Genomic DNA, 20,756 nt, shown 5'->3' with positions numbered 1-20,756 from the left:
ATTTGTGAAACTATTCACAATCAACTTACATGCTTAGTATATTCTCCTTCAACACTATTGTCAACGTAAAAAAGTATAATTATTCCATAATAGTGTTAAAAGAAAAGCTTTGTTCATAAAGTAGACAAAAAACACACTCAAATGAATTTAAGTGTGCTGTATAAACTATGTGCATATTATTTTGCTTATTCAGATGGCATGTTCCTTATAGGCGTATATTAGATGAAGTCTTTTATATTAAGTATAAAGTTTGATATATGCAATTATCTGTCCTGTTTGATCTAGTGGGGGGAACGGTGAGTGGATTTAATAGGAAGTTTTGCACAACAATCCAACCGCTTGCAATACGAATAAAAAATAAGAAACAAATTTTTAATATCACATCATCTCTTTTTACTGAAAATTCCTTTTAGCGTAACAAAGAGGTTAATTATAGTTCAACTACATTACGATAGGTTATCAATTATAGACGGTATTTTACAATACCGTTACTGTGCATTTCAATGAGGTGAAAATATAACAAAAAGCCTGATAAAACAACGTTTGCAAGCAAAGTATTCGTAGGCCATTATTTTGCTTTTTCGTTATATCATATAGTATAATATTCAAAATCAGCAAGGATTTTTTCCTGAATTTTTGCTGATGAAGATGGAAAAATTTTTCGGCTTTATAGGTTGATAAAGTTATGTCGTAACAGGAAATATAAGAACAGATATATAAATAAATAAAAAGAACATAAAAACGCAAATAAAAACGAAAATGAGGGGAACTTTATGAGCCAAAATCAATTCGAATGTCGTATTTCAGAAGAAGATGTACAAATGTTAAGAGCGTTAGCTCACCCACTTCGTCTACGTCTAGTAATGGAACTTATGCAAAGAGGAACATGTAATGTAACACAGCTACAGGAAGTATTAGAAATTCCACAATCAACTGTTTCACAACATTTAACGAAGTTAAAGCAAAATAAAGTAGTACGCTTTGAAAGACGAGGATTAGAAGTGTATTATCAAATCCATAATGATAAAGTAAGTGCGGTAGTAAAAACATTATTTTCTTAAAATTTGAATATTATGGAAAAAGACGTGTAGAATATACGTCTTTTTTTATTTGTCAGAAAGGTAGCGAGAGAGTAAATATTAGCATGTTAGGAAGAAATGACTATCAATCAACATGCTGCCTTACGGAATATATTCTAAAAGGAAAAGAAAAAATAGAAAGGAGTGTAGTAAGCAAAAGGAGGGATAGTAGTATGGATGTGAAACGTGTGAAACAAATCTTATCTTTTTCAAGTAGAATTGACGTTACATATGAGGGCGTACCAGTATGGATTGAGAGCTGTGATGAGCAGAAGGGGAGTGCTCAAGTGTATGATGTATCTAATCCTGGTGAGAGCGTTCATGTGGACGTGACAGCTTTAGAGGAGAAGTAATAAAAAAGACGCTTCTAATTTTAGAAGCGTCTTTTTGTTATTCCATCATATGTGCAATTTTCTTAGAGAACATAAGAAGTACTAATCCCAGTACAATTACGATAATACCGATGCTTGCGAATACTTCTAAATATCCTAAAGATTGAGTGAAAGCGGCTAATTGTCCTGCTAATAAGTTTGCGAAGCCAGTACCAGCTAACCATACACCCATTAATAATGATGCTAATTTAACAGGAGCGATTGCACTTACCATAGATAATCCGATTGGTGATAAGAATAACTCACCGATTGTGTGGAACATGTAAGTGAATACAATGAATAGTAAGTTTGCTTTCATTGTAATGTTACTTTCATCGCTACCAGTTTTTAAAACAGCTAAAGTTAGAACTAAATATCCAATCCCTAGTAAAATCATACCTAATGCCATTTTTGTTGGGATTTTCAAATCGCCATTTTTTGTTTTTGAAAGTTTAATCCATAACGCAGAAACAGGTAATGCTAGTAAGATAATGAATAGTGGGTTTACAGATTGGAACCAAGGTGTTGGAATTGTAAATCCACCAATTGTACGATCTACGAACTTATCTGTGTAAAGTGTTAAAGAACTACCAGCTTGCTCAAATCCTGCCCAGAAGAATACAACGAAACAAGTTAAAATTAAAATTGCAGCAGTACGTTTTTTCTCTTGTGTTGTTAAAGGTTTTTTCTCAATTGCTTTTGCATTTTTTTCTTTAGATTTTTTTCCTACAACAGTTGTTCCGATAGACCCTAAGTAACGAGGTGCTAAGAAATTAAAGGCAAGCTGCCCAATAATCATACCGATACAAGCTGTTAAGAAACCGTATCTATAATCTGCGAAGTAACCGCAAATGAATGGAGCGATAAGAGCTCCTAAGTTAATCCCCATGTAGAAGATAGTGAAGGCACTATCACGACGAGAATCGTTTTCGCTATATAATTGACCTAATAAAGTCGAAATATTTGGTTTGAAGAATCCGTTACCAATAACTAATAATCCTAATCCTAAGAAAAGTCCAGTTTTTGTGTTCATTGAGAATAATACAAAGTTACCAATTGCCATGATGATACCACCAATAGTAATGGCATGTCGCTTCGTAATGAAATGGTCAGTTAACCAACCACCAATAATAGGTGTGAAGTATACTAACATTGTGAAAATACCGTAAATTTGAACTGCAACTGCTTTATCAAATCCTAAACCGCCGCTTACTAAGCTCGTTGTTAAATAAAGAACTAATAAGCCACGCATTCCGTAATAACTAAATCTTTCCCATGCCTCTGTAAAGAACAACAAGTATAACCCTGGTGGATGTTTTTTTGGTGATTGTTGCTCTCCAGCTTTGTCTAATTTTAAAGCTGCATCCATTTTTGTTTCCCCCTAATCCTGTATAACGGATATTTATGTAATCATTTTAATTTACAAAATATTTAGGAGTCAATAGAATTATATGGAAATAGAAAGAAAATTTCTAAAAAAGTTCTATTTTTCTTCGACCGTTACTGTATTTTGCCCTGAAAACGAGATGATAAGCGTTTTCAAATGTAATAATTGAATTCTAAAAGAAAATAAAATAGTGATTAATCAGAAAATTTAGATTAAAACATTTATTCTGATATAAAGAAAATATATTCTATTTACTTTCTCAATATAACATATTGGGAATAAAAATACAAAACGAAATAATGTGACATTTAAGTGAATTGAAAAATAACCAGCTCCACAGAAGGGAGCTGGTTAAGGAAATATTATTTAACAAAGCGTTTTTCGATGTCATCTAATAGTAGGTTAGCGGCCATTACGCCACCAGCTGTATTCCAAATAACGTCATCAACTTTGTATGCTTTACCATTTTTTACTGCATTTAAATTTTTAAATAGAGGATCGTTTATATACTCTTTTTCTAGTTCAGATCCTTTTTTCTCATTTCCTTTATCGAATGTGAAGTAGAATAATACGTCACCATCCATAGCAGAAATACGCTCTTTAGATACGTTACGCTCTGCAAAATCATCTTTATTTTGATCTCCAGGACGTTTAAATCCAAGTTCTTTTAAAATAACACCAGAGAATGTATCGCCATGATAAATACGAACATCACCAGGCATGAAACGAACCATAGAGATTTCTTGGTTTACTTTATCACCAAGTTTGCCTTTTAAATCTTTTATACGTGATTCGTAATCAGCTACAACTTTTTGACCTTCTTTTTCTTTATTTAATGCTTTTGCATAAAATTTGAAGTTATCTTTCCATTCACCACGTAATGTATCTGAGAACACAGTAGGTGCAATTGCTTTTAGTTGTTCGTACACTTTTTCGTGGCGCATTTTATTACCGATAATTAAGTCTGGTTTTAAAGAAGCAATTGTTTCAACGTTAACTTGTCCTTCATCACCAACAACTTTTACATCTTTCATTTTATCCTTAATATGTGGATACCATGGGTCACCAGTCCAAGACTTTACAGCACCAACTGGTTTCACACCTAATTCAAGTAAAGCTTCAGTTCCTTCATTTGTTAAGATAACTACACGTTTTGGATTAGCAGGAACTTCTGTTTTACCCATTGCATGTTCAACCGTAATCATTTCTTTTTTTGTATCTTCTTTCGTATTTGATTTTCCACAAGCACTTAAAAGTAGTGAAAAGGCTAATAAAAATACAAATACTGTAAACGAATTTTTTCGCATGAAATTCATTATGTACCCCCTACATAGTGAGAATTTTTTTCAATAGCAAGCATGATGTTAAGTCTTTATCTTTTTATTGTCAATACATATGGATGAAAATAATTCTCATTTCCGTTGACAATGAGAATTAAGTTGAAATACACTAACAACGTATCATTATACATTGAAGGGGAAACGCTGCATGTTATTAAAAACAAATCGAGCAAAATGGATTGGATTATTTGTTGGAATCATTGCAGTCGTTATTTGTATTTGGGGAAGTATTATTTTTGGATATACAAATACGAGTTGGAAACTAGCATTGGATGCTTTTTTCCATTTTAACGGTTCCAATGAACATATTATTATTCAAAACGTACGTCTGCCTAGGGCGTTAATTGCAGCTAGTGTTGGTGCTAGTTTAGCCATTGCTGGTTGTCTTATGCAAACTTTAACTAAGAATCCACTTGCTTCTCCAGATTTTATTGGATTAAATTCAGGTGCTGCGTTCTTCATAGTTGTAGCAATTGTAATCTTTTCAGTAACATCATTATCAGCTTTCACATGGATTGCCTTTTTAGGAGCGGCGGTTGCAGCTGTACTTGTATTTGCTTCTAGTTCTTTAGGAAAAGAAGGAACTACTCCTCTTAAGTTAACGTTAGCAGGGGTCGCAATTAGTGCGTTATTTTCATCATTAACACAAGGATTACTTGTGTTAAATGAAAAAGCACTTGAAGAGGTATTATTTTGGCTTGCTGGATCTGTGCAAGGGAGAAAGTTAGAAATTTTACAATCTGTATTCCCATATTTATTAATAGGATGGATTGCATCTCTTATGATGGCAGGGAAAGTAAATACATTGATGATGGGAGAAGACGTCGCGAAAGGACTTGGACAACGAACAATTTTAATGAAATCATTCGTGTTACTTATTATTGTACTGTTGTCTGGTGGTTCGGTTGCGGTTGCTGGCCCAATTGGATTTATTGGAATTATTACCCCGCATTTTGCCAGATTTCTAGTTGGAGTAGATCATAGGTGGAGAGTACCGTATAGCGGTTTATTAGGTGCAATACTATTAATCTTAGCTGATATAGCAGCAAGATATGTCATTATGCCACAAGAAGTACCAGTAGGAGTTATGACAGCATTTATTGGAGCTCCATTCTTTATTTATATTGCACGTAAGAGAGGGCTTAGCAAATGAAAAAATATATTCCGTTTCGTATAGGGAAAGGCGGGCCCTCGTTTTTAATGTATAAACGAGCTTGTCTCGTCTTATTTAGTTTATTAGTTGTTTTAATAGGATTATTTTTTGCGAGTGCAGGTATGGGAGACATGAAAATTGCTCCTTATGATGTATGGCAAGCGATCACTGGAAATGGCGATGCGATGTCTAACATGGTTGTAAATAAGTTTCGTATGCCGCGTATTTTAATTGCCATCCTCGTAGGAATTGCGCTTGCTGTAGCAGGATGTATTTTACAAGGTCTCGTTCGAAATCCACTTGCTTCTCCGGATATCATCGGGATTACGGGCGGGGCAAGTGTTGCAGTTGTATTGTTTTTAGCTATATTTAGTGATAAAAATAATGCGCTAACTGTAAGCATTCATTATATGCCGTTAGCAGCCTTTGTTGGGGCAACGATTGTGGCGCTTTTTGTATATTTATTTGCATGGAGAAATGACGGGTTATCGCCGATTAGTCTTGTTTTAATTGGTGTGGGGTTTTGGGCATTAACGAAAGCGGCAACGACTTTGTTTATGTTGTTAGCACCAATTTATCAAGCGAGTCAAGCGAATGTATGGATTACAGGTACTGTTTATGGTTCTTCATGGCAAAACGTTATGGTGCTTGCACCGTGGGTTCTCATTTTAACGGTAATATCATTTATAGCTGCTAGACATTTAAATGCGCAAGAGCTAGGGGATGATATTGCGGTAGGACTTGGTGTTCCTTTAACGAAGTCACGCGTATTCATGTTATTACTTAGTACGGCTTTAATTGGGGGAGCAGTTGCCTTCGCCGGAGGAATTGGATTTGTCGGTTTAATGGCACCTCATATTTCACGAAGGCTAGTTGGTTCTTTATACGGTGCATTACTCCCAGTTGCAGCTATTGTTGGTGCAATTCTAGTACTTGCTGCAGATTTAATTGGGCGTACAGTTTTCACACCACTTGAAATTCCAGCAGGGGTATTTACATCAGCAATTGGTGCACCTTATTTTATTTATTTACTTTATAAAAGTCGGAATTCATAAAGGGAGATGAATATGCAAAAAGCATTGGAGACGAAACGTTTGACGTTGTCTTATGGTGAAACAATTATTATTGATGAGTTGAATTTAGAAATTCCAAAAGGTGAAATTACAATCTTTATCGGTTCCAACGGTTGCGGGAAATCAACTTTATTACGTTCACTAGCTAGATTATTAAAGCCAACAACTGGTGACATTTTGTTAGATAATCAAGCTATTCAAAGTATGCAAACTAAGCAAATTGCTCGTCAAATGGCAATTTTACCGCAAGGACCGCAAGCACCTGAAGGGCTTACAGTATTGCAACTTGTAAAACAAGGACGCTATCCATATCAAACATGGCTGAAACAGTGGTCAGAAAAAGATGAGGAAATGGTACAGAAGGCACTTGCAGCAACAGGTATGACAGAATTTGCTGAGCGTGATGTGCATGCTCTTTCAGGTGGACAACGACAACGTGCTTGGATTGCAATGACGCTTGCACAAGATACAGATATTATTTTACTGGATGAGCCTACTACATATTTAGATATGACTCACCAAATTGAGGTGCTAGATTTATTATTCGAATTAAATGAAACAGAACAAAGAACAATTGTCATGGTATTACACGATTTAAATTTAGCATGTCGCTATGCAGATAACATTGTAGCCATTCAAGATAAACAAATATATGCACAAGGTAAACCTGAAGAAGTGGTAGATGAGAAACTAGTACGTGATGTATTCCGAATGGAGTGTCAAATTAGTACGGATCCGTTGTTTGGAACACCGCTTTGTATACCTCACGGAAGAGGAAGACGTGTAGTTAAAGAAGTTGCTCAGGCAATGAGATAAAAAAACGATGAGTGATTCATCGTTTTTTTATTTGGTACAAGAAAATAAGAGGAAGAGAGGAATACGTAAGCGACGTTTATACTCTTCTTCATTTTGAAAATAGGTTGGATTTGGTGTAGCTTCTTTTAATGATGTAATGGTAAATCCGGCTTGCTGTAATAATGTGAAATAATCTTCCGTTGTACGATGATATTTAATAACTTCTTGGTCAATCCATGGTTCAACCCGTTTGCCTAGTTTAAAGTAATCATCGACGAGCCAACTCATTCTTTTACCACTTGTTTGTAAGCTTTCAAACGAAGAAGTAATAACAGGATGTTGAACGCTAAAGGTAAAGGTGCCATTTGTTTTTAAAGTTTGAAACACATTTTGAAAAATGCTATCAAGATGTTCAATATAATGTAAGGCGAGTCTAGATGTTACTAAATCAAAAGTGGAAGAGGGGTAGGTATAATCTTTGAGGTTTAAAAAATGAACAGTTCCATTTTTATTTTCTAGTTGTTTTTTAGCTTTTTCATACATAAGTTCGGAGCCTTCAATGCCGGTGTAAGAGTAGCATCCCTTTTCTAATAATTCCGCGCCAAACTTAGCATCACCACAGCCTAAATCGAGAATTTGTTTTCCTCGTACATGACCAATGAGCTGAAAGAATATTGGTTTTTCAATGGATTCATTTGGGCTATTTTCTCGGTATCTTCGTTTCATATATTGTTCGAAAAATGCTGTGTTATTGTATACATCAGATTCTGTAAATGCCATGTTTGAAACCTCCTGAAATATTTTTTTAATTCTATCAAATATGAAAAGTAAATAATAGATTTATTGTAATGAATCATATATAATCTAAAATTGTAAGCGGTTACTTTAAACTATTTTTCTATAATAAATTCTGAAAACGTGTTAAGCTAGTAGAGGGATTATTAGAACTATTAAGACAATAATCCGCTTACATGAACGATGGGAGGCTTCACGATGTCTAGTAAAACACTTGCGAAATTTTTAGAAGAAAATTTAGAGGATTTAAAATCAAAGGGGCTTTATAACGTAATTGATCCGCTTGAGAGTTCAAATGGACCGATCATTACAATTGGCGGAAAAGAATATATTAACTTATCTTCAAACAACTATCTTGGATTAGCAACAGATAGCCGTTTGCAAGAAGCAGCAATTGGTGCTATTCATAAGTACGGTGTTGGAGCAGGGGCTGTTCGTACAATTAACGGTACTTTAGATTTGCATATTAAGTTAGAAGAAACAATTGCAAAGTTTAAACATACAGAAGCAGCAATTGCTTATCAATCAGGATTTAACTGTAATATGGCAGCGATTTCAGCTGTTATGGATAAAAATGATGCAATTCTTTCAGACGAATTAAACCATGCTTCTATTATTGATGGTAGTCGTCTATCAAAAGCAAAAATTATTGTTTATAAACATTCGGATATGGAAGATTTACGCCAAAAAGCAATTGCGGCGAAAGAATCAGGTCTTTACAATAAATTAATGGTAATTACAGACGGTGTCTTTTCAATGGATGGAGATGTTGCAAAACTACCAGAAATTGTTGAGATTGCAGAAGAGTTAGATTTAATGACATACGTAGATGATGCACACGGTTCAGGTGTACTTGGAAAAGGTGCAGGAACTGTAAAGCACTTCGGTCTTTCTGATAAAGTTGATTTCCAAATTGGTACATTATCAAAAGCAATTGGGGTAATTGGTGGATATGTAGCAGGGAAACAAAACTTAATTGACTGGTTAAAAGTTCGTTCACGTCCATTCTTATTCTCTACAGCATTAACACCAGCTGATGCAGCAGCTTGCATGAGATCAATTGAAATCTTAATGGAAAGCACAGAGTTACACGATCGCTTATGGGAAAATGGCCGCTACTTGAAACAAGGATTAAAAGAACTTGGCTTTAACATTGGAGAAAGTGAAACGCCAATTACACCTTGTATCATTGGGGACGAAGTATTAACACAAGAATTTAGTAAACGTCTAAATGAAGAAGGGGTATACGCAAAATCTATCGTGTTCCCAACTGTAGCAAAAGGAACAGGGCGCGTTCGTAATATGCCTACAGCAGCTCATACGAAAGAAATGTTAGATGAAGCAATTCTTAAGTATGAAAAAGTAGGAAAAGAAATGGGCATCATTTAAGTAACGACATCTTTTGAATAGCTTGCAAATGAGGAGTGGGGAAAATGAAAAAAATTCTAGTAACCGGTTCTTTAGGGCAAATTGGTTCTGAACTAGTAATGAAACTTCGTGATGTATACGGCGCATCAAATGTTATTGCAACAGATATTCGTGAAACAGATAGTGAAGTAGTAACGTCTGGTCCATTTGAAACGTTAGATGTAACAGATGGACAAAAACTACATGATATCGCAAAGCGTAATGAAGTAGATACAATTATTCATTTAGCAGCTTTACTTTCAGCAACAGCAGAAAAAAATCCGTTATTCGCATGGAACTTAAATATGGGCGGACTTGTAAATGCATTAGAAGCAGCTCGTGAATTAAACTGTAAATTCTTCACGCCAAGTTCTATCGGTGCATTCGGTCCATCGACGCCAAAAGATAATACACCGCAAGATACAATTCAGCGTCCTACTACGATGTATGGGGTAAACAAAGTGGCAGGAGAATTACTGTGTGATTATTATCATCAAAAATTTGGCGTAGATACGCGCGGTGTCCGTTTCCCAGGTTTAATTTCTTACGTAGCTCCTCCAGGAGGCGGAACGACTGATTATGCAGTTGAAATTTATTATGAGGCAATTAAAAAAGGTGCATACACCTCATACATTGCTGAAGGAACGTACATGGACATGATGTATATGCCTGATGCTTTACAAGCGATCATTTCATTAATGGAAGCTGATCCAAGTAAGCTAGTGCATAGAAATGCATTTAACATTACAGCAATGAGCTTCGAGCCAGAGCAAATTGCAGCGTCAATTCGTAAACACATTCCGACGTTTACAATGGATTATGCAGTAGATCCAGCTCGTCAAACAATCGCTGATAGCTGGCCAAACTCTATTGACGCAACTGCAGCAATGAAAGAGTGGGGCTTTAAAGCAGAATACGATTTAGACAAAATGACAACTGACATGCTGGCTAAGTTAAAAAAAAAGCTCACAGCTGAGTTAGTGATGAATTAATAGGAAGAGTCGATTCTTAGGAATCGGCTCTTCATTATTTTTGGGAGGAGAGAAGTCTTATGCAAAGAGTTGATGTCGTATACGCACTAATACATGACGAAGAAACAGATAAAATATTAATGGTACATAATGTAGAACAAAACGTTTGGTCATTGCCAGGTGGGGCTGTGGAAAAAGGTGAAATATTAGAGGAAGCACTAATAAGAGAAGTGAAAGAAGAGACAGGTTTAACCGCCTTGGCTGGGGGGCTTGTTGCGATCAATGAAAAATTCTTTGAAGAATCAGGGAATCATGCACTATTTTTTACATTCCGAGCGAATGTAGTAAAAGGGGAACTTATTGCGGAAGATGAAGGTGAAATTTCTGCAATAGAGTGGGTAGATCGAACAATTGCGAATGAGCGTTTCCCATACTATGACGGAGGATTTGAATCTTTATTAGAAGTAGCCATTCCATACAAGTTTCAACCAGAAACAAAGTAATTGAACGAAAAAACAGGAGCCATAAGGCTCCTATTTTCTATTCAATCGTCTTCAGTAATAGTTTTTTCAGCAATGGTTTAATCTTCAATCGTAAATCTTCAGCATGATTTGCAACTAAGAAGTGATGGTTATAAATGTTTTTCATCAATTGATAAGTTGCTTCTTTCGCTTCGCCTTCTTCGATGAAGATACCGATTACTTCCATACCACTTTTACGCGCGAGTTTAACAGCTTCATGCGTATCTAAAATTCCGTCTTGTTGATAGTCTAGCGCAGAAGGCTCACCGTCTGTGAAGACTAGTAAGAATTTATGTTTCTCAGGTCTTTTGGCAAGTTTTTCAGAAACGATACGAATAATATATCCGTCGCGGTTATCTTCTTCTTCACGAAGTTGCATAATTTCTGGACCAACGTTTGGCAACGTTGAGTTTTTATAATTTACAACTTCATGGATAACGTTCGGCTTATCTTCAGGTTTAGCGCTAGAGGCATCTTCCCAAAATCCGCTAATAGCGTGCGGGATTTTTAAAGACTTTAAAGCTTCATGAAATAGTACAACACTCTTCTTCGTTTCTTCCATTTTGTTATACATAGAACCAGAACAGTCAACTAATAGTTGGAATGCAACATCGAGTTCTTGTGACTCTTGTCCTTTTTTATAAAACATACGCGGTTGTTTTTCGGTATAAATACGAAGGAATTTCTTACGAAGTCTTCCGTAATATTTATCACTATTCGCATTCGTTTTATTTTCAATTGTTTTTTCGATAATTTTCTTTAATTCTTTTACATCTTTATTGACGACTGATTTGATAGCTTGGTAATCTTTTTTCTCATCTGAGTTTGGTTTGCGAGCTTCTTTAAATGTATGAGAAGCACCTACATTATACTTACCGTATGCACCGTCGTGCTGGCTAGAAGCGTGTGAAGCCCTTGCTTCTTCTGTATCAGCGCCATCAAAGTTGGATTGTGTACTTTTTTGTGAGGTACCTTGTACAGAACCAAGTGCTTGGTCGCCATCTTCTGATTCACGGGCAGTATCACCCATCATATTAGTTTTTGTTCCGCTTTCTAATTCAAAGCGTAAAAAGTTCTCGTTTTCGTTATTTTTATTTTCACGATGCCATGTGGAGAAACTTTCATCCATTTTGTTTTTATTTTCATCGTCATCTATAAGCTGCGTATCATCATTTGCTAAATCTTCGACGCGACAGTTCTTTTCGTCTGCAAGGACAGATAAGTAAAGTGGAGCATGTCCGAAATAGTTGTTAAGCATATCGCTTTCAAGAAGCGCCTCTAAGCGATAGCGAATTTTCTCAACGATATACATAATATCTTCAGTATTACGTGCTTGGAATGTTTCATGTAAAATCGCTTCAATTTGCTCAAAATATTCATTATTAAACATTTCGTATTTATCGCTAGTTAATGAAAGATAGCATAGGCAAAATAGACGATCACCGTGATAATTACGAACACGGTTTATTTCATTTTGAGAGCCGAAATAATTGCGGTACATTTCTTTTCGACGTTTAAAAACATGCTTCGTGCCAGGACGTAAGTTCTTTACGATTTCCTCAACGCGTAAATCTTCTAATAGAACAAATAATTGTGTTAAAAACTTTTTTAGGGGCGATTCTTGCAATTCAATCGCATAAGAGCGAATTAAAGTCATGTCCGAGTAATGTTTATTACCAAGTGCTTTTAAGAACACTTCGCTTTTTAATCCGATTACTGTATCTTCTTCTTTTCGATCATCCCAAAAGTGACTAATGACAACTTTCTTTTCAATTTCGTCGTAGTATGCTTTATAGCCATATTCAAGATAGGCATCGTCTTCTTTTAGAAGGGCATACATTAAGTTTTCCATTTGTAGAAACAGCGACGCATCAATTTTTTTGTCACTAAAAATTTGTCTCATAAATTATCCCTCAAAGAAATAACTTTCTGCTAATTCACGGACAGTCATTTGTTCTGTTTCATCATTAAGTTTTGCAATTATGCTTCGTTCAATCGCTCGCATAACAGGAATATATACACCTAAATCACATGCGTCGATAATACCACGAATACTTGCTGCTTCTTCACTTACACGTCCATCGCGAGCTAAAGGCATAAGGTCGCTTGCAAATGCAACAAACTTTTCAATTGTTGCAACATCATTTAATTTTGATTCTGCTAATAATAGTTCTTTTAATGTATCACCTTGAATGTAAGGAACTTCAATAATAACGAAACGGTTTTTTAACGCTTCATTTAGTTCACTTGTTCCAACGTAACCTTCGTTAATCGCAGCAATTACACGGTATTCGTCATCACCGTATACAACCTCTTGTGTAAATGGGTTTGTAATCATTTTACGGTAATCTAATGCGCCGTGAAGAAGTGGTAACGTTTCAGGTTTTGCCATATTGATTTCGTCAATATATAGGAAGTGACCGTTCTTCATTGCTTTCATAAGAGGACCGTTAACGAATGAAACTTCAGATGCACCATCTTTCGTTTGTAGTGTGTTGTATCCTAAAATACCCTCTACATCTAAGTCGACAGAGCAGTTAATGCTATGCATTGGTTTTTGGAATAAAGAAGAAAGAGTTTCCGCTAGTACTGTTTTACCACTACCAGTCGGTCCTTTTAATAGAATATTCTTGCCAAGAAGAAGTGCTGTAATCGCATCTTCAATAATGCTATTATCAGACGCTTTATATATTTTCGTTCCGATTAAATGTGCATTTTCACCAGCTTCTTGTTTATTCTTTTCATGAATCGTAGAAAGCTGTTGTTTTAAATCAGCATGTATATGAAATTGTTCTAACATGTATTTCCCACCTAACATTATTTTCATAAAGTAATACATCTTATGATAACTTGTTTTAATATGGTATGCAAAGAAAAGGAAGGAGGATAAAGGGAAAAGAAAAAGCAATCAAGATGAAGTTGATTGCCTACAGTAAAGGAGAAATGAGCCTCATGAAAGACTCCAATATGCGTTTTTTTATACTTCTTTTTTGGAAAGAGTTCCATTTAATTTCAGTTGAATGTTTAAAATCTTCTTCAAAATCACGTTTAATGTCGTGAACTGTTTTTGATTCATAAAGAACGCTAATAATTTCGTAATTCAATTCAAAGCTACGTACATCCATGTTCGCTGTTCCAATAGTTGCAATTGTATCATCAACGAGTACAATTTTTGCATGCATAAAACCATCTTTATAACTGTAAATAGAAGCACCAGCTTTTAAAAGCGGAGTGAAATAGGATTGAGATGCTTGATCACTAATGATGCTATCACTTTTACCTGGATATAAAATCCGTACATCTATTCCGGCAATTGCACTTAAGCGTAATAATGTTAAAGTTTCTTGATCTGGAATAAAGTAGGGTGTAGCGATCCAAATGGATTTTTTTGCAGAGCCCATAACAGCTAATAATGTATTACGAATACTTTTATCATCGGAGCTTGGTCCGCTTGCTACGATTTGAACAGCACCTTCTGCATTTGAAATCTCTTTACCTGGGAAGTATTGTCTATTCATGAATTGATCCCAGGAATAAGTATTTAAACCACTAGAGGCATAGAGCCAGTCTTCTAGAAAGATTGCTTGTAATTTATATAATGCTTTTCCTTCTATTTTTAAATGACTATCACGCCAAACAGGAAATTTCTTGGAACGGCCAAGATATTCATCACCGACATTGAGTCCTCCGGTAAAACCAATTTTTCCATCTACAATAACAATTTTTCGATGGTTACGATAATTGACAGTTTCAAGTAACCAAGCTGAAAAAATAGGGTCAAATTCTACAATTTCAATCCCAGCTTCTTTCATAGGTTGCAAAAATCGTCGTCGTAACGTATTACTTCCAAGGCCATCATAAAGGAAGCGTACAATAACACCATCTTTTGCTTTTTGTATTAAAGCATCTCGAACTTTTGTACCAATTTCATCAGATTTATAAATGTAGTATTGAATATGTATATGATGCTTTGCCTGCTCTATAGCTCGCAAAATCTCTGAAAATGTTTGATCTCCGTTTGTTAAAAGTTTTGTAGTTGTTTTATCTGCGGCAGGACCACCTCCAAATTTTTGTATGACTTCTGTTAAATGTATGGAACGTTCATTTAGTGGGACTGTGAGTAATAACTCTAGTCTTCTTCCTTCTAATATTTCACGGAATAATTTTCTTTGTTCTTCTGAACGATGGAGATGTTTTTTTCTTCTCCAGCGGCTGCGTCCGAAAATAGCGTATAAAAGCACACCTATAATAGGAAGAAGTGCTAATACTAAAAACCATGCTAACGTACTTTGTGGAGATCTATTTTCTATAAAAATAACGAATGAAATTCCGACAATTGTGATGGACCATAGAGCACCGACAAATGTATATAACGAAATATACGATGTATTTAATAGGAACAGAACGATAGATACAATTGTAAATATTAATAGTAATTGAACGATAGGCTTCTTCATTTCTATATAATTCCCCTAATCTTTTTTCAATATAGACTTCTTAAATAGAAGATGTAATATGACATCTTTATTATAAGGTGTTTTGCTTTTTTTACAAAATATAGACATTTCACCTATACTTTCCGCATTTGTCCTACATACAGTGTACTATCCCATTTTTTATCCCACTCTTAACGCATATGAAAATGAAAAAATCGAAAAGGAGCGGAGAAACATGAATTATATAGAAAATAATGGATTGTACTATCGAAATCATCATCATGGTGGACATCATCACCATGGAGGACACAATCACTATGATCACCATCATCATCACGGAGGCGGATGGGGCTGGGGTGGTGGTAGTTCATGGGGAGGCGGATTTTTCCCTGGAAGCTTTGCAGGAGGAGTGTTAGGCGGACTGACAGCTGGTGCATTAACAGGTGCAACAAGTGGAGGATATTATCCGGCTCCATATCCAGTAGCTTATCCATCACCATACCCTGTAACGTATCCAATGCCATACCCAGGTTATCAGCAAATACCATATTCGTATTAAACTAAAAAAGAGGCTATCCTCTTTTTTAGTTTAATACAGTATTTATTTATAAAATAATTCCAAAGTTAAGGTGGAAATATGTTAATATTTTGTTATTGTAATTCAAAAACATGCACATTAATGTAGATTTTCATATTATTATTTGTGAATAGTTATGTAGTATGATCTAATTTCTATTTCGTTATTAAAAACAAAGAGATCAGATATGAGTGGTATTAGTTGGAAACAAGGCTTGCATAGAGCTACTTAAAAGGATTGCGGTATAATAAGGCGCGAAGTAATTAGAGATATGGGAAGCTACCAGTTATAATTGAAACGGTATAATATTGCTTTTTATTACAAATAATATTATGTTATTTTAATCGGTTTATTTAAAAAGATAATTTATGTAAAGGGCTAGTATTAGAAAATGAAATATCTCTATTTCTATGAAGAGAAACAGGTTGTGTTTTAGTCAGATAGAAGCAAGGAGAGATGCGCATGCTAGAACAGAGAGGTCATGCATTATATGACTCTTCGTTGCGAGATTTAAAGTTAGCATTAGATGAGTCTTCAATTGTTGCAATTACAGATCGAAAAGGTCTTATTACATATGTAAATGATAAATTTTGTGAAATCTCTAAATACAAAAGAGAAGAATTAATTGGAAAAGATCACCGTATTTTAAATTCAGGTCATCATCCGAAAACCTTTTTTCAAAACTTATGGAAACGTATTTTGAATGGGAAAGTATGGACAGGTGAGATTCGGAATCGAGCAAAAGATGGTACATATTATTGGGTCAAAACAACAATTGTTCCATTTTTAAATGAAAAAGGAGAGCCTTACCAGTTTATCGCAATACGAAATGATATTAGTAGTAGAAAAGAAGCGGAACAGAGGTTGCGGCTAAGTGAAAGTCGTTATAGGGAACTTGCCTATCATGATGCTTTAACGAGTTTGCCGAACCGTTTGCAATTAATAACGACCGTTAATAAATTGATTGCAGATAAAAAAGAATTTGGTATGATTTACTTTGATTTGGACCGTTTTAAATTAGTAAATGATACGTTAGGTCATATGATAGGGGACTTACTTTTAAGCGAAGTCGCTTCAAGGTTGCATTATGTACTAGGAGAGAAAGATGTTCTGGCTAGGCTAGGTGGCGACGAATTTGTGCTGTTAACAAAAAATCATAGACAAGATGATATGAGGCAGTTAGCGACATCTGTGTTGTCATGTTTCCAGGCACCATTTATTCTTGAAGGCCATGAAGTATATATTTCAGCTAGTCTAGGACTTTGTTCTTATCCACAAGACGGACAAGACGTGGAAACATTATTGAAAAACTCCGACTTAGCTATGTATAGTGCAAAAGAACAGGGGAGAAATGCTGCATGTTTCTTTACAGATGAGCTACGCGCGAAAATAAATCGTAGAATGAAAGTTGAGTTTGCTTTGCAAAAGGCAATTCGTGATGAAGAGTTAGATGTAGTATTGCAGCCTATTATTGATTTGAAAACGAAGAGATATTCTGGTATAGAAGCTCTAGTACGCTGTATGACAGAAGACGGACCTATTTCACCAAACGAATTTATCCCGGTAGCTGAAGAGTCTGGACTTATTATAAAGCTAGGAGACTGGGTATTAGAAAAATCGTGCCGATTGTTTAAAACATTGCCCAATTATCAAGAAGGACTAAAGTTATCAGTGAATTTATCTATACAACAATTAATGCAGAAACGTTTTATTTTCTCTGTACGTAGCATTTTAAAGAGAACTGGTTTTCCTCCGAACCGTTTAATATTAGAAATAACGGAAAGCATAGCAGTCCGCCATTTTGATTATATTATTGCTACATTACAAGAATTAAGAAATATGGGTGTTTTAATTGCTTTGGATGATTTCGGAACTGGCTATTCTTCCTTATATTATTTAAAACAACTACCACTGGATATTGTAAAAATTGATCGTAATTTTATTCGTGAATTTCATTATGATCACGCACAACCAGAACGAACGATTGTAAAATCCGTTATTGAAATTGCTCATAGTTTAAATTTAGCAGTAGTTGCTGAAGGAGTAGAAACAGTAGAGCAAGAGAGTTTGTTACAATCAATGAGCTGTGATTATGTACAGGGATTTTATTATGCGAAACCTTTATCTGTAGGAGAGCTAAAAGAAAAGTTAATTACAGATTTTTAATAAAAAAGAGAAGCCAGCAGCTTCTCTTTATTTAATCCGTTTTTTGTGAGTCTTTCATTAGTATTGGATAAAGAATAAGACCTAATACGAACAATCCAATTCCTAAGAAGAATGTTTTTAAATCAGCAGTTCCCGTTTTGATAACCCAAATAGAGTATACCAACGCTAATGTCGTAATGATTCCATCTTTTACTCGAGATCCGGGCAGTATATCATACGTTTCTCCTGTAATAACTAATTTTAATTGGTACAAGGTAGAAACAAGGTATGGAATTAAATAGGCTAATGTTGCTACGACGATAGCGAAACTATACGCTTCTGAAACAGTACCAGAAATCGTTGAAAATAAGAAAATTTGCGTCATTATATTTGTAATCAATAGTGATTTTGAAGGACTACCTTTTTTATTTGTTTTCCCGAAAAACTTAGGGAAAAGTCCATTTTTTGCTGCCTGGTAAGGTACTTCTGAACTAACAACAATCCAGCCAACTGTAGATCCAAATAAAGATATAAGAGCGAGTAAAGCCATTATATATGCACCTTTATTTCCAATTGCTAAATTTAATGCGTCTACTAATGGTTTTTGAGACTCTTTTAAAGCATCTTGCGGAAGAGCTCCCATTGTAAGTAAAGTAATTGACATGTAAATAAGAAGAGCGATAATTAATCCGAAAATCGTAGCTTTTTTTACATCGCGCTGTGATTTTGCACGATTAGAAAGCATAACTGCTGATTCAATACCGATAAATGCCCAGAGTGTTGCAATAGCAGCTGAATTGATTTGGCCACCTAATGAGATTGATTGTCCTGCTTCATTCATAAAGGTTTGACCGTCTCCGAAATTAGAGGCGTTGAAAATGAACAATGTAATTACAATAAACATTGTAAATCCAATAATTTTTGCAATAGTAGCAAGTAGATTCATATTTCCAGCTCGATCAATATTTTGCGAAAGAATATATTGAATTCCCCACAGCATAAGGCTACATACGAGGAAAGTTAATCCTTTTCCGAGCTCCAGTGAAAATCCATTTATTGAAAAAAGAATTTGCTTACTTTGTAAAACTGGAAAGAATGTTGATAAATATCCAGCAAAGGAAATAATAACAGATGCTGTTGCAGCCCAGTTAGCAGCCCAATATCCCCATGCCATACTATATCCTGCAACTTTACCAGCTTTTTTTGAAGGAAACATCGCTTGAGCATAGCTTTGTGGTCCAGCTTTTAATTCTGGTTTCCGAATCGCTAAATTTCCAAATACAAGTGCAATCATAAATACGCCAAGGCCTGTAATACTCCATGCGAGTGTAGAACCCATTGGACCTGATACTTGTGCTAAATTTGCTGGAAGCATAAATACGCCACCGCCAACCATATTCCCGATAACAAATGCTGTTAAAACCCATAATCCCCACTTTTTCGTTTCCATTTTTGTTAACTCCTTTGTAGTAAGTTTTGCTTAAACATCATTTTTTACTAGCTTTTTGACAATAAAAAAAGAGCCATGTAGATAAAAAAATACCTACATGGCTCTTTTGCCAAAGCGTAGGTACAACGGGAATAACCCTTGTACCTACGCGTAATTTTTCCGCTAGGTTTCAAGGGTTACGTATGATGATGATGTTTTTGTGCAAATGTAACTACAGTTGTTGTATAAGTAAGCATAGTTCTTTGCTCCCTTTCTCCTCTGATTTTGAAGTTAGTATACTACATGTTTTTTTGAATGAAAAGAAAAATATAAAAATTTTTATAAAAATACGTTTTAAAGATTAAATATTTACCTATATTTTTCTTGTACTGGAAAATAAGTGAGAGATTGGCAGAAGAGTGAAGCATGTTATAATACATATAGAATTAGAAGGTGACAAGGGGCTAGTGTAGATGATGAGTAAGTATGAACAAATTTATACAGAAATCAGTAAATCTATTGATAATAAACAATTAAAAGAGGGATGCAAAATCCCATCAGAAACAGAATTAATGAAGCAGTATGAGGCAAGCCGAGGAACGGTAAGAAAAGCTGTAGATTTACTGCAAGAGCGTGGATATGTGCAAAAAATTCATGGAAAAGGTGTTTTTGTTTTAAAGCGAAAAAATATTGAATTTAATTTTGGCGGTATTGTAAGTTTCCAAGAAGAAAATGAACGTTTAGGACGTCATTGTATTACAGAAGTTGTGGAAATGGACAAAGAAAAAGCCACAAAAGAAATTGCAAAATTATTAAATGTAAAAGAAAAAACAGAGATTGACCATATTAAACGTGTACGAAATATTGATGGAGAAAAAGTAATTTTAGATATAAATCATTTTGTATCTGAGTTTGTTCCAGGATTAACGAAAGAAATTGCAACTGCATCGATTTATAAATACATCGAGAAAGAGCTTGGGCTACATATTAGTTATTCGCAGAGAGTAATTGAAGTACAGCCATGTACAGAGGACGATAGAAAGTACTTAGATTTAAATGGAACAGACTATGTTGTCGTTGTGAAAAACTTTACACATTTGTATGATGGAAGTCAGTTTGAATATACAGAATCACGCCATCGTTTAGATATTTTTCACTTTTCGGATGTGGCACGCAGGAAGTAAAGAGGTGGAACAAAATATTGTTTCATCTCTTTTTTTTATAAAAAAAAAACATAAACTCGTATATACGAGTGTTGACTAACTTATATATACGAG

18 protein-coding genes are annotated in these 20,756 nt (G+C 35.0%); 11 read left to right on the top strand and 7 right to left on the bottom strand.

Features of this window, described 5'->3' with window-relative positions; all coding sequences use genetic code 11:
• Nucleotides 1-773 precede the first annotated feature (773 nt).
• Both QCI79_RS09920 and QCI79_RS09915 read left to right on the top strand, forming a co-directional pair.
• Nucleotides 774-1,061, top strand: a complete 288-nt coding sequence (locus tag QCI79_RS09920) for an ArsR/SmtB family transcription factor (RefSeq protein ID WP_000081428.1) — start codon at nucleotides 774-776, stop codon at nucleotides 1,059-1,061.
• A 191-nt stretch (nucleotides 1,062-1,252) separates the two neighbouring features.
• Nucleotides 1,253-1,432 (top strand): acid-soluble spore protein H, encoded by a 180-nt coding sequence (locus QCI79_RS09915; protein ID WP_021727687.1) that lies wholly within the window; start codon nucleotides 1,253-1,255, stop codon nucleotides 1,430-1,432.
• A 37-nt stretch (nucleotides 1,433-1,469) separates the two neighbouring features.
• Here the strand turns inward: QCI79_RS09915 and QCI79_RS09910 are convergent, their stop codons facing one another.
• The gene (locus QCI79_RS09910; protein ID WP_000338312.1) at nucleotides 1,470-2,819 is read right to left on the bottom strand and encodes a peptide MFS transporter; all 1,350 of its coding nucleotides are present in this window, start codon (nucleotides 2,817-2,819) and stop codon (nucleotides 1,470-1,472) included.
• A 380-nt stretch (nucleotides 2,820-3,199) separates the two neighbouring features.
• Entirely contained in the window at nucleotides 3,200-4,153 is a 954-nt protein-coding gene (locus tag QCI79_RS09905) for an ABC transporter substrate-binding protein (RefSeq protein ID WP_001010284.1), read from the bottom strand.
• A 172-nt stretch (nucleotides 4,154-4,325) separates the two neighbouring features.
• Between QCI79_RS09905 and QCI79_RS09900 the strand changes: the two genes are divergently transcribed.
• From QCI79_RS09900 to QCI79_RS09890, 3 genes are read left to right on the top strand one after another with little or no spacing between them, the layout of a single operon-like run.
• Nucleotides 4,326-5,330 carry a FecCD family ABC transporter permease gene (locus tag QCI79_RS09900; protein WP_000925232.1) on the top strand — a complete coding sequence of 335 codons (1,005 nt, stop codon included), beginning with the start codon at nucleotides 4,326-4,328 and terminating at the stop codon, nucleotides 5,328-5,330.
• On the top strand, nucleotides 5,327-6,385 hold the full coding sequence (locus QCI79_RS09895) for a FecCD family ABC transporter permease (RefSeq protein WP_000760070.1): 1,059 nt from the start codon (nucleotides 5,327-5,329) through the stop codon (nucleotides 6,383-6,385). Before QCI79_RS09900 ends, QCI79_RS09895 begins: the two co-directional genes overlap by 4 nt.
• A 12-nt stretch (nucleotides 6,386-6,397) precedes the next feature.
• The gene (locus QCI79_RS09890) at nucleotides 6,398-7,219 is read left to right on the top strand and encodes an ABC transporter ATP-binding protein (RefSeq protein WP_001167962.1); all 822 of its coding nucleotides are present in this window, start codon (nucleotides 6,398-6,400) and stop codon (nucleotides 7,217-7,219) included.
• Nucleotides 7,220-7,246: 27 nt separating this feature from the next.
• Here the strand turns inward: QCI79_RS09890 and QCI79_RS09885 are convergent, their stop codons facing one another.
• Complete coding sequence (locus tag QCI79_RS09885; protein ID WP_000885965.1) at nucleotides 7,247-7,978, bottom strand: class I SAM-dependent DNA methyltransferase; 732 nt, start codon at nucleotides 7,976-7,978, stop codon at nucleotides 7,247-7,249.
• A 213-nt stretch (nucleotides 7,979-8,191) separates the two neighbouring features.
• On the opposite strand from QCI79_RS09885, the gene QCI79_RS09880 reads away from it, so the two are divergent.
• The 3 genes from QCI79_RS09880 to QCI79_RS09870 are packed head-to-tail and all read left to right on the top strand — an operon-like array spanning nucleotide 8,192 to nucleotide 10,874.
• Nucleotides 8,192-9,382 (top strand): glycine C-acetyltransferase, encoded by a 1,191-nt coding sequence (locus QCI79_RS09880; RefSeq protein WP_000095905.1) that lies wholly within the window; start codon nucleotides 8,192-8,194, stop codon nucleotides 9,380-9,382.
• A 44-nt stretch (nucleotides 9,383-9,426) separates the two neighbouring features.
• Nucleotides 9,427-10,392: an L-threonine 3-dehydrogenase gene (locus QCI79_RS09875; RefSeq protein ID WP_000723125.1), complete on the top strand. Its 966-nt coding sequence runs from the start codon at nucleotides 9,427-9,429 to the stop codon at nucleotides 10,390-10,392.
• Nucleotides 10,393-10,451: 59 nt separating this feature from the next.
• Entirely contained in the window at nucleotides 10,452-10,874 is a 423-nt protein-coding gene (locus QCI79_RS09870; RefSeq protein ID WP_001189940.1) for an NUDIX hydrolase, read from the top strand.
• A gap of 37 nt (nucleotides 10,875-10,911) precedes the next feature.
• Here the strand turns inward: QCI79_RS09870 and QCI79_RS09865 are convergent, their stop codons facing one another.
• From QCI79_RS09865 to QCI79_RS09855, 3 genes are all read right to left on the bottom strand, one after another.
• Entirely contained in the window at nucleotides 10,912-12,795 is a 1,884-nt protein-coding gene (locus QCI79_RS09865) for a vWA domain-containing protein (RefSeq protein WP_001248851.1), read from the bottom strand.
• A gap of 3 nt (nucleotides 12,796-12,798) precedes the next feature.
• The gene (locus tag QCI79_RS09860; protein ID WP_000892973.1) at nucleotides 12,799-13,692 is read right to left on the bottom strand and encodes an ATP-binding protein; all 894 of its coding nucleotides are present in this window, start codon (nucleotides 13,690-13,692) and stop codon (nucleotides 12,799-12,801) included.
• 127 nt (nucleotides 13,693-13,819) lie between these two features.
• Nucleotides 13,820-15,349: a cardiolipin synthase gene (locus QCI79_RS09855; RefSeq protein WP_000743031.1), complete on the bottom strand. Its 1,530-nt coding sequence runs from the start codon at nucleotides 15,347-15,349 to the stop codon at nucleotides 13,820-13,822.
• 214 nt (nucleotides 15,350-15,563) lie between these two features.
• Here QCI79_RS09855 and QCI79_RS09850 point away from each other — a divergent pair, with 214 nt between their 5' ends.
• Together QCI79_RS09850 and QCI79_RS09845 are read left to right on the top strand one after the other, a co-directional pair.
• Entirely contained in the window at nucleotides 15,564-15,887 is a 324-nt protein-coding gene (locus QCI79_RS09850; RefSeq protein WP_001106383.1) for a hypothetical protein, read from the top strand.
• A gap of 480 nt (nucleotides 15,888-16,367) precedes the next feature.
• The gene (locus QCI79_RS09845; protein WP_000893350.1) at nucleotides 16,368-18,071 is read left to right on the top strand and encodes a putative bifunctional diguanylate cyclase/phosphodiesterase; all 1,704 of its coding nucleotides are present in this window, start codon (nucleotides 16,368-16,370) and stop codon (nucleotides 18,069-18,071) included.
• A gap of 31 nt (nucleotides 18,072-18,102) precedes the next feature.
• Here QCI79_RS09845 and QCI79_RS09840 read toward each other — a convergent pair whose 3' ends face one another.
• A complete protein-coding gene (locus QCI79_RS09840; protein ID WP_000448443.1) occupies nucleotides 18,103-19,500 on the bottom strand; it encodes an amino acid permease in 1,398 nt (465 codons plus the stop codon).
• A 452-nt stretch (nucleotides 19,501-19,952) separates the two neighbouring features.
• On the opposite strand from QCI79_RS09840, the gene treR reads away from it, so the two are divergent.
• Nucleotides 19,953-20,663, top strand: a complete 711-nt coding sequence (treR, locus tag QCI79_RS09835; protein ID WP_000987244.1) for a trehalose operon repressor — start codon at nucleotides 19,953-19,955, stop codon at nucleotides 20,661-20,663.
• Nucleotides 20,664-20,756 lie beyond the last annotated feature (93 nt).

Source organism: Bacillus cereus group sp. MG1 (assembly GCF_040460035.1).
GTDB classification, from domain to species: Bacteria; Bacillota; Bacilli; order Bacillales; family Bacillaceae_G; genus Bacillus_A; species Bacillus_A cereus.
This window is presented reverse-complemented; position numbering and strand designations above follow the sequence as displayed.

Excerpts from the sequence above, each read along its gene's own strand:
- QCI79_RS09885 (WP_000885965.1), bottom strand. The coding sequence starts at position 7,978 with ATGGCATTTACAGAATCTGATGTATACAATAACACAGCATTTTTCGAA.
- QCI79_RS09920 (WP_000081428.1), top strand. The coding sequence starts at position 774 with ATGAGCCAAAATCAATTCGAATGTCGTATTTCAGAAGAAGATGTACAA.
- treR (WP_000987244.1), top strand. The coding sequence starts at position 19,953 with ATGATGAGTAAGTATGAACAAATTTATACAGAAATCAGTAAATCTATT.
- QCI79_RS09870 (WP_001189940.1), top strand. The coding sequence starts at position 10,452 with ATGCAAAGAGTTGATGTCGTATACGCACTAATACATGACGAAGAAACA.
- QCI79_RS09910 (WP_000338312.1), bottom strand. The coding sequence starts at position 2,819 with ATGGATGCAGCTTTAAAATTAGACAAAGCTGGAGAGCAACAATCACCA.
- QCI79_RS09890 (WP_001167962.1), top strand. The coding sequence starts at position 6,398 with ATGCAAAAAGCATTGGAGACGAAACGTTTGACGTTGTCTTATGGTGAA.
- QCI79_RS09850 (WP_001106383.1), top strand. The coding sequence starts at position 15,564 with ATGAATTATATAGAAAATAATGGATTGTACTATCGAAATCATCATCAT.
- QCI79_RS09855 (WP_000743031.1), bottom strand. The coding sequence starts at position 15,349 with ATGAAGAAGCCTATCGTTCAATTACTATTAATATTTACAATTGTATCT.
- QCI79_RS09895 (WP_000760070.1), top strand. The coding sequence starts at position 5,327 with ATGAAAAAATATATTCCGTTTCGTATAGGGAAAGGCGGGCCCTCGTTT.
- QCI79_RS09905 (WP_001010284.1), bottom strand. The coding sequence starts at position 4,153 with ATGAATTTCATGCGAAAAAATTCGTTTACAGTATTTGTATTTTTATTA.
- QCI79_RS09915 (WP_021727687.1), top strand. The coding sequence starts at position 1,253 with ATGGATGTGAAACGTGTGAAACAAATCTTATCTTTTTCAAGTAGAATT.
- QCI79_RS09880 (WP_000095905.1), top strand. The coding sequence starts at position 8,192 with ATGTCTAGTAAAACACTTGCGAAATTTTTAGAAGAAAATTTAGAGGAT.
- QCI79_RS09845 (WP_000893350.1), top strand. The coding sequence starts at position 16,368 with ATGCTAGAACAGAGAGGTCATGCATTATATGACTCTTCGTTGCGAGAT.
- QCI79_RS09875 (WP_000723125.1), top strand. The coding sequence starts at position 9,427 with ATGAAAAAAATTCTAGTAACCGGTTCTTTAGGGCAAATTGGTTCTGAA.
- QCI79_RS09840 (WP_000448443.1), bottom strand. The coding sequence starts at position 19,500 with ATGGAAACGAAAAAGTGGGGATTATGGGTTTTAACAGCATTTGTTATC.
- QCI79_RS09900 (WP_000925232.1), top strand. The coding sequence starts at position 4,326 with ATGTTATTAAAAACAAATCGAGCAAAATGGATTGGATTATTTGTTGGA.
- QCI79_RS09865 (WP_001248851.1), bottom strand. The coding sequence starts at position 12,795 with ATGAGACAAATTTTTAGTGACAAAAAAATTGATGCGTCGCTGTTTCTA.
- QCI79_RS09860 (WP_000892973.1), bottom strand. The coding sequence starts at position 13,692 with ATGTTAGAACAATTTCATATACATGCTGATTTAAAACAACAGCTTTCT.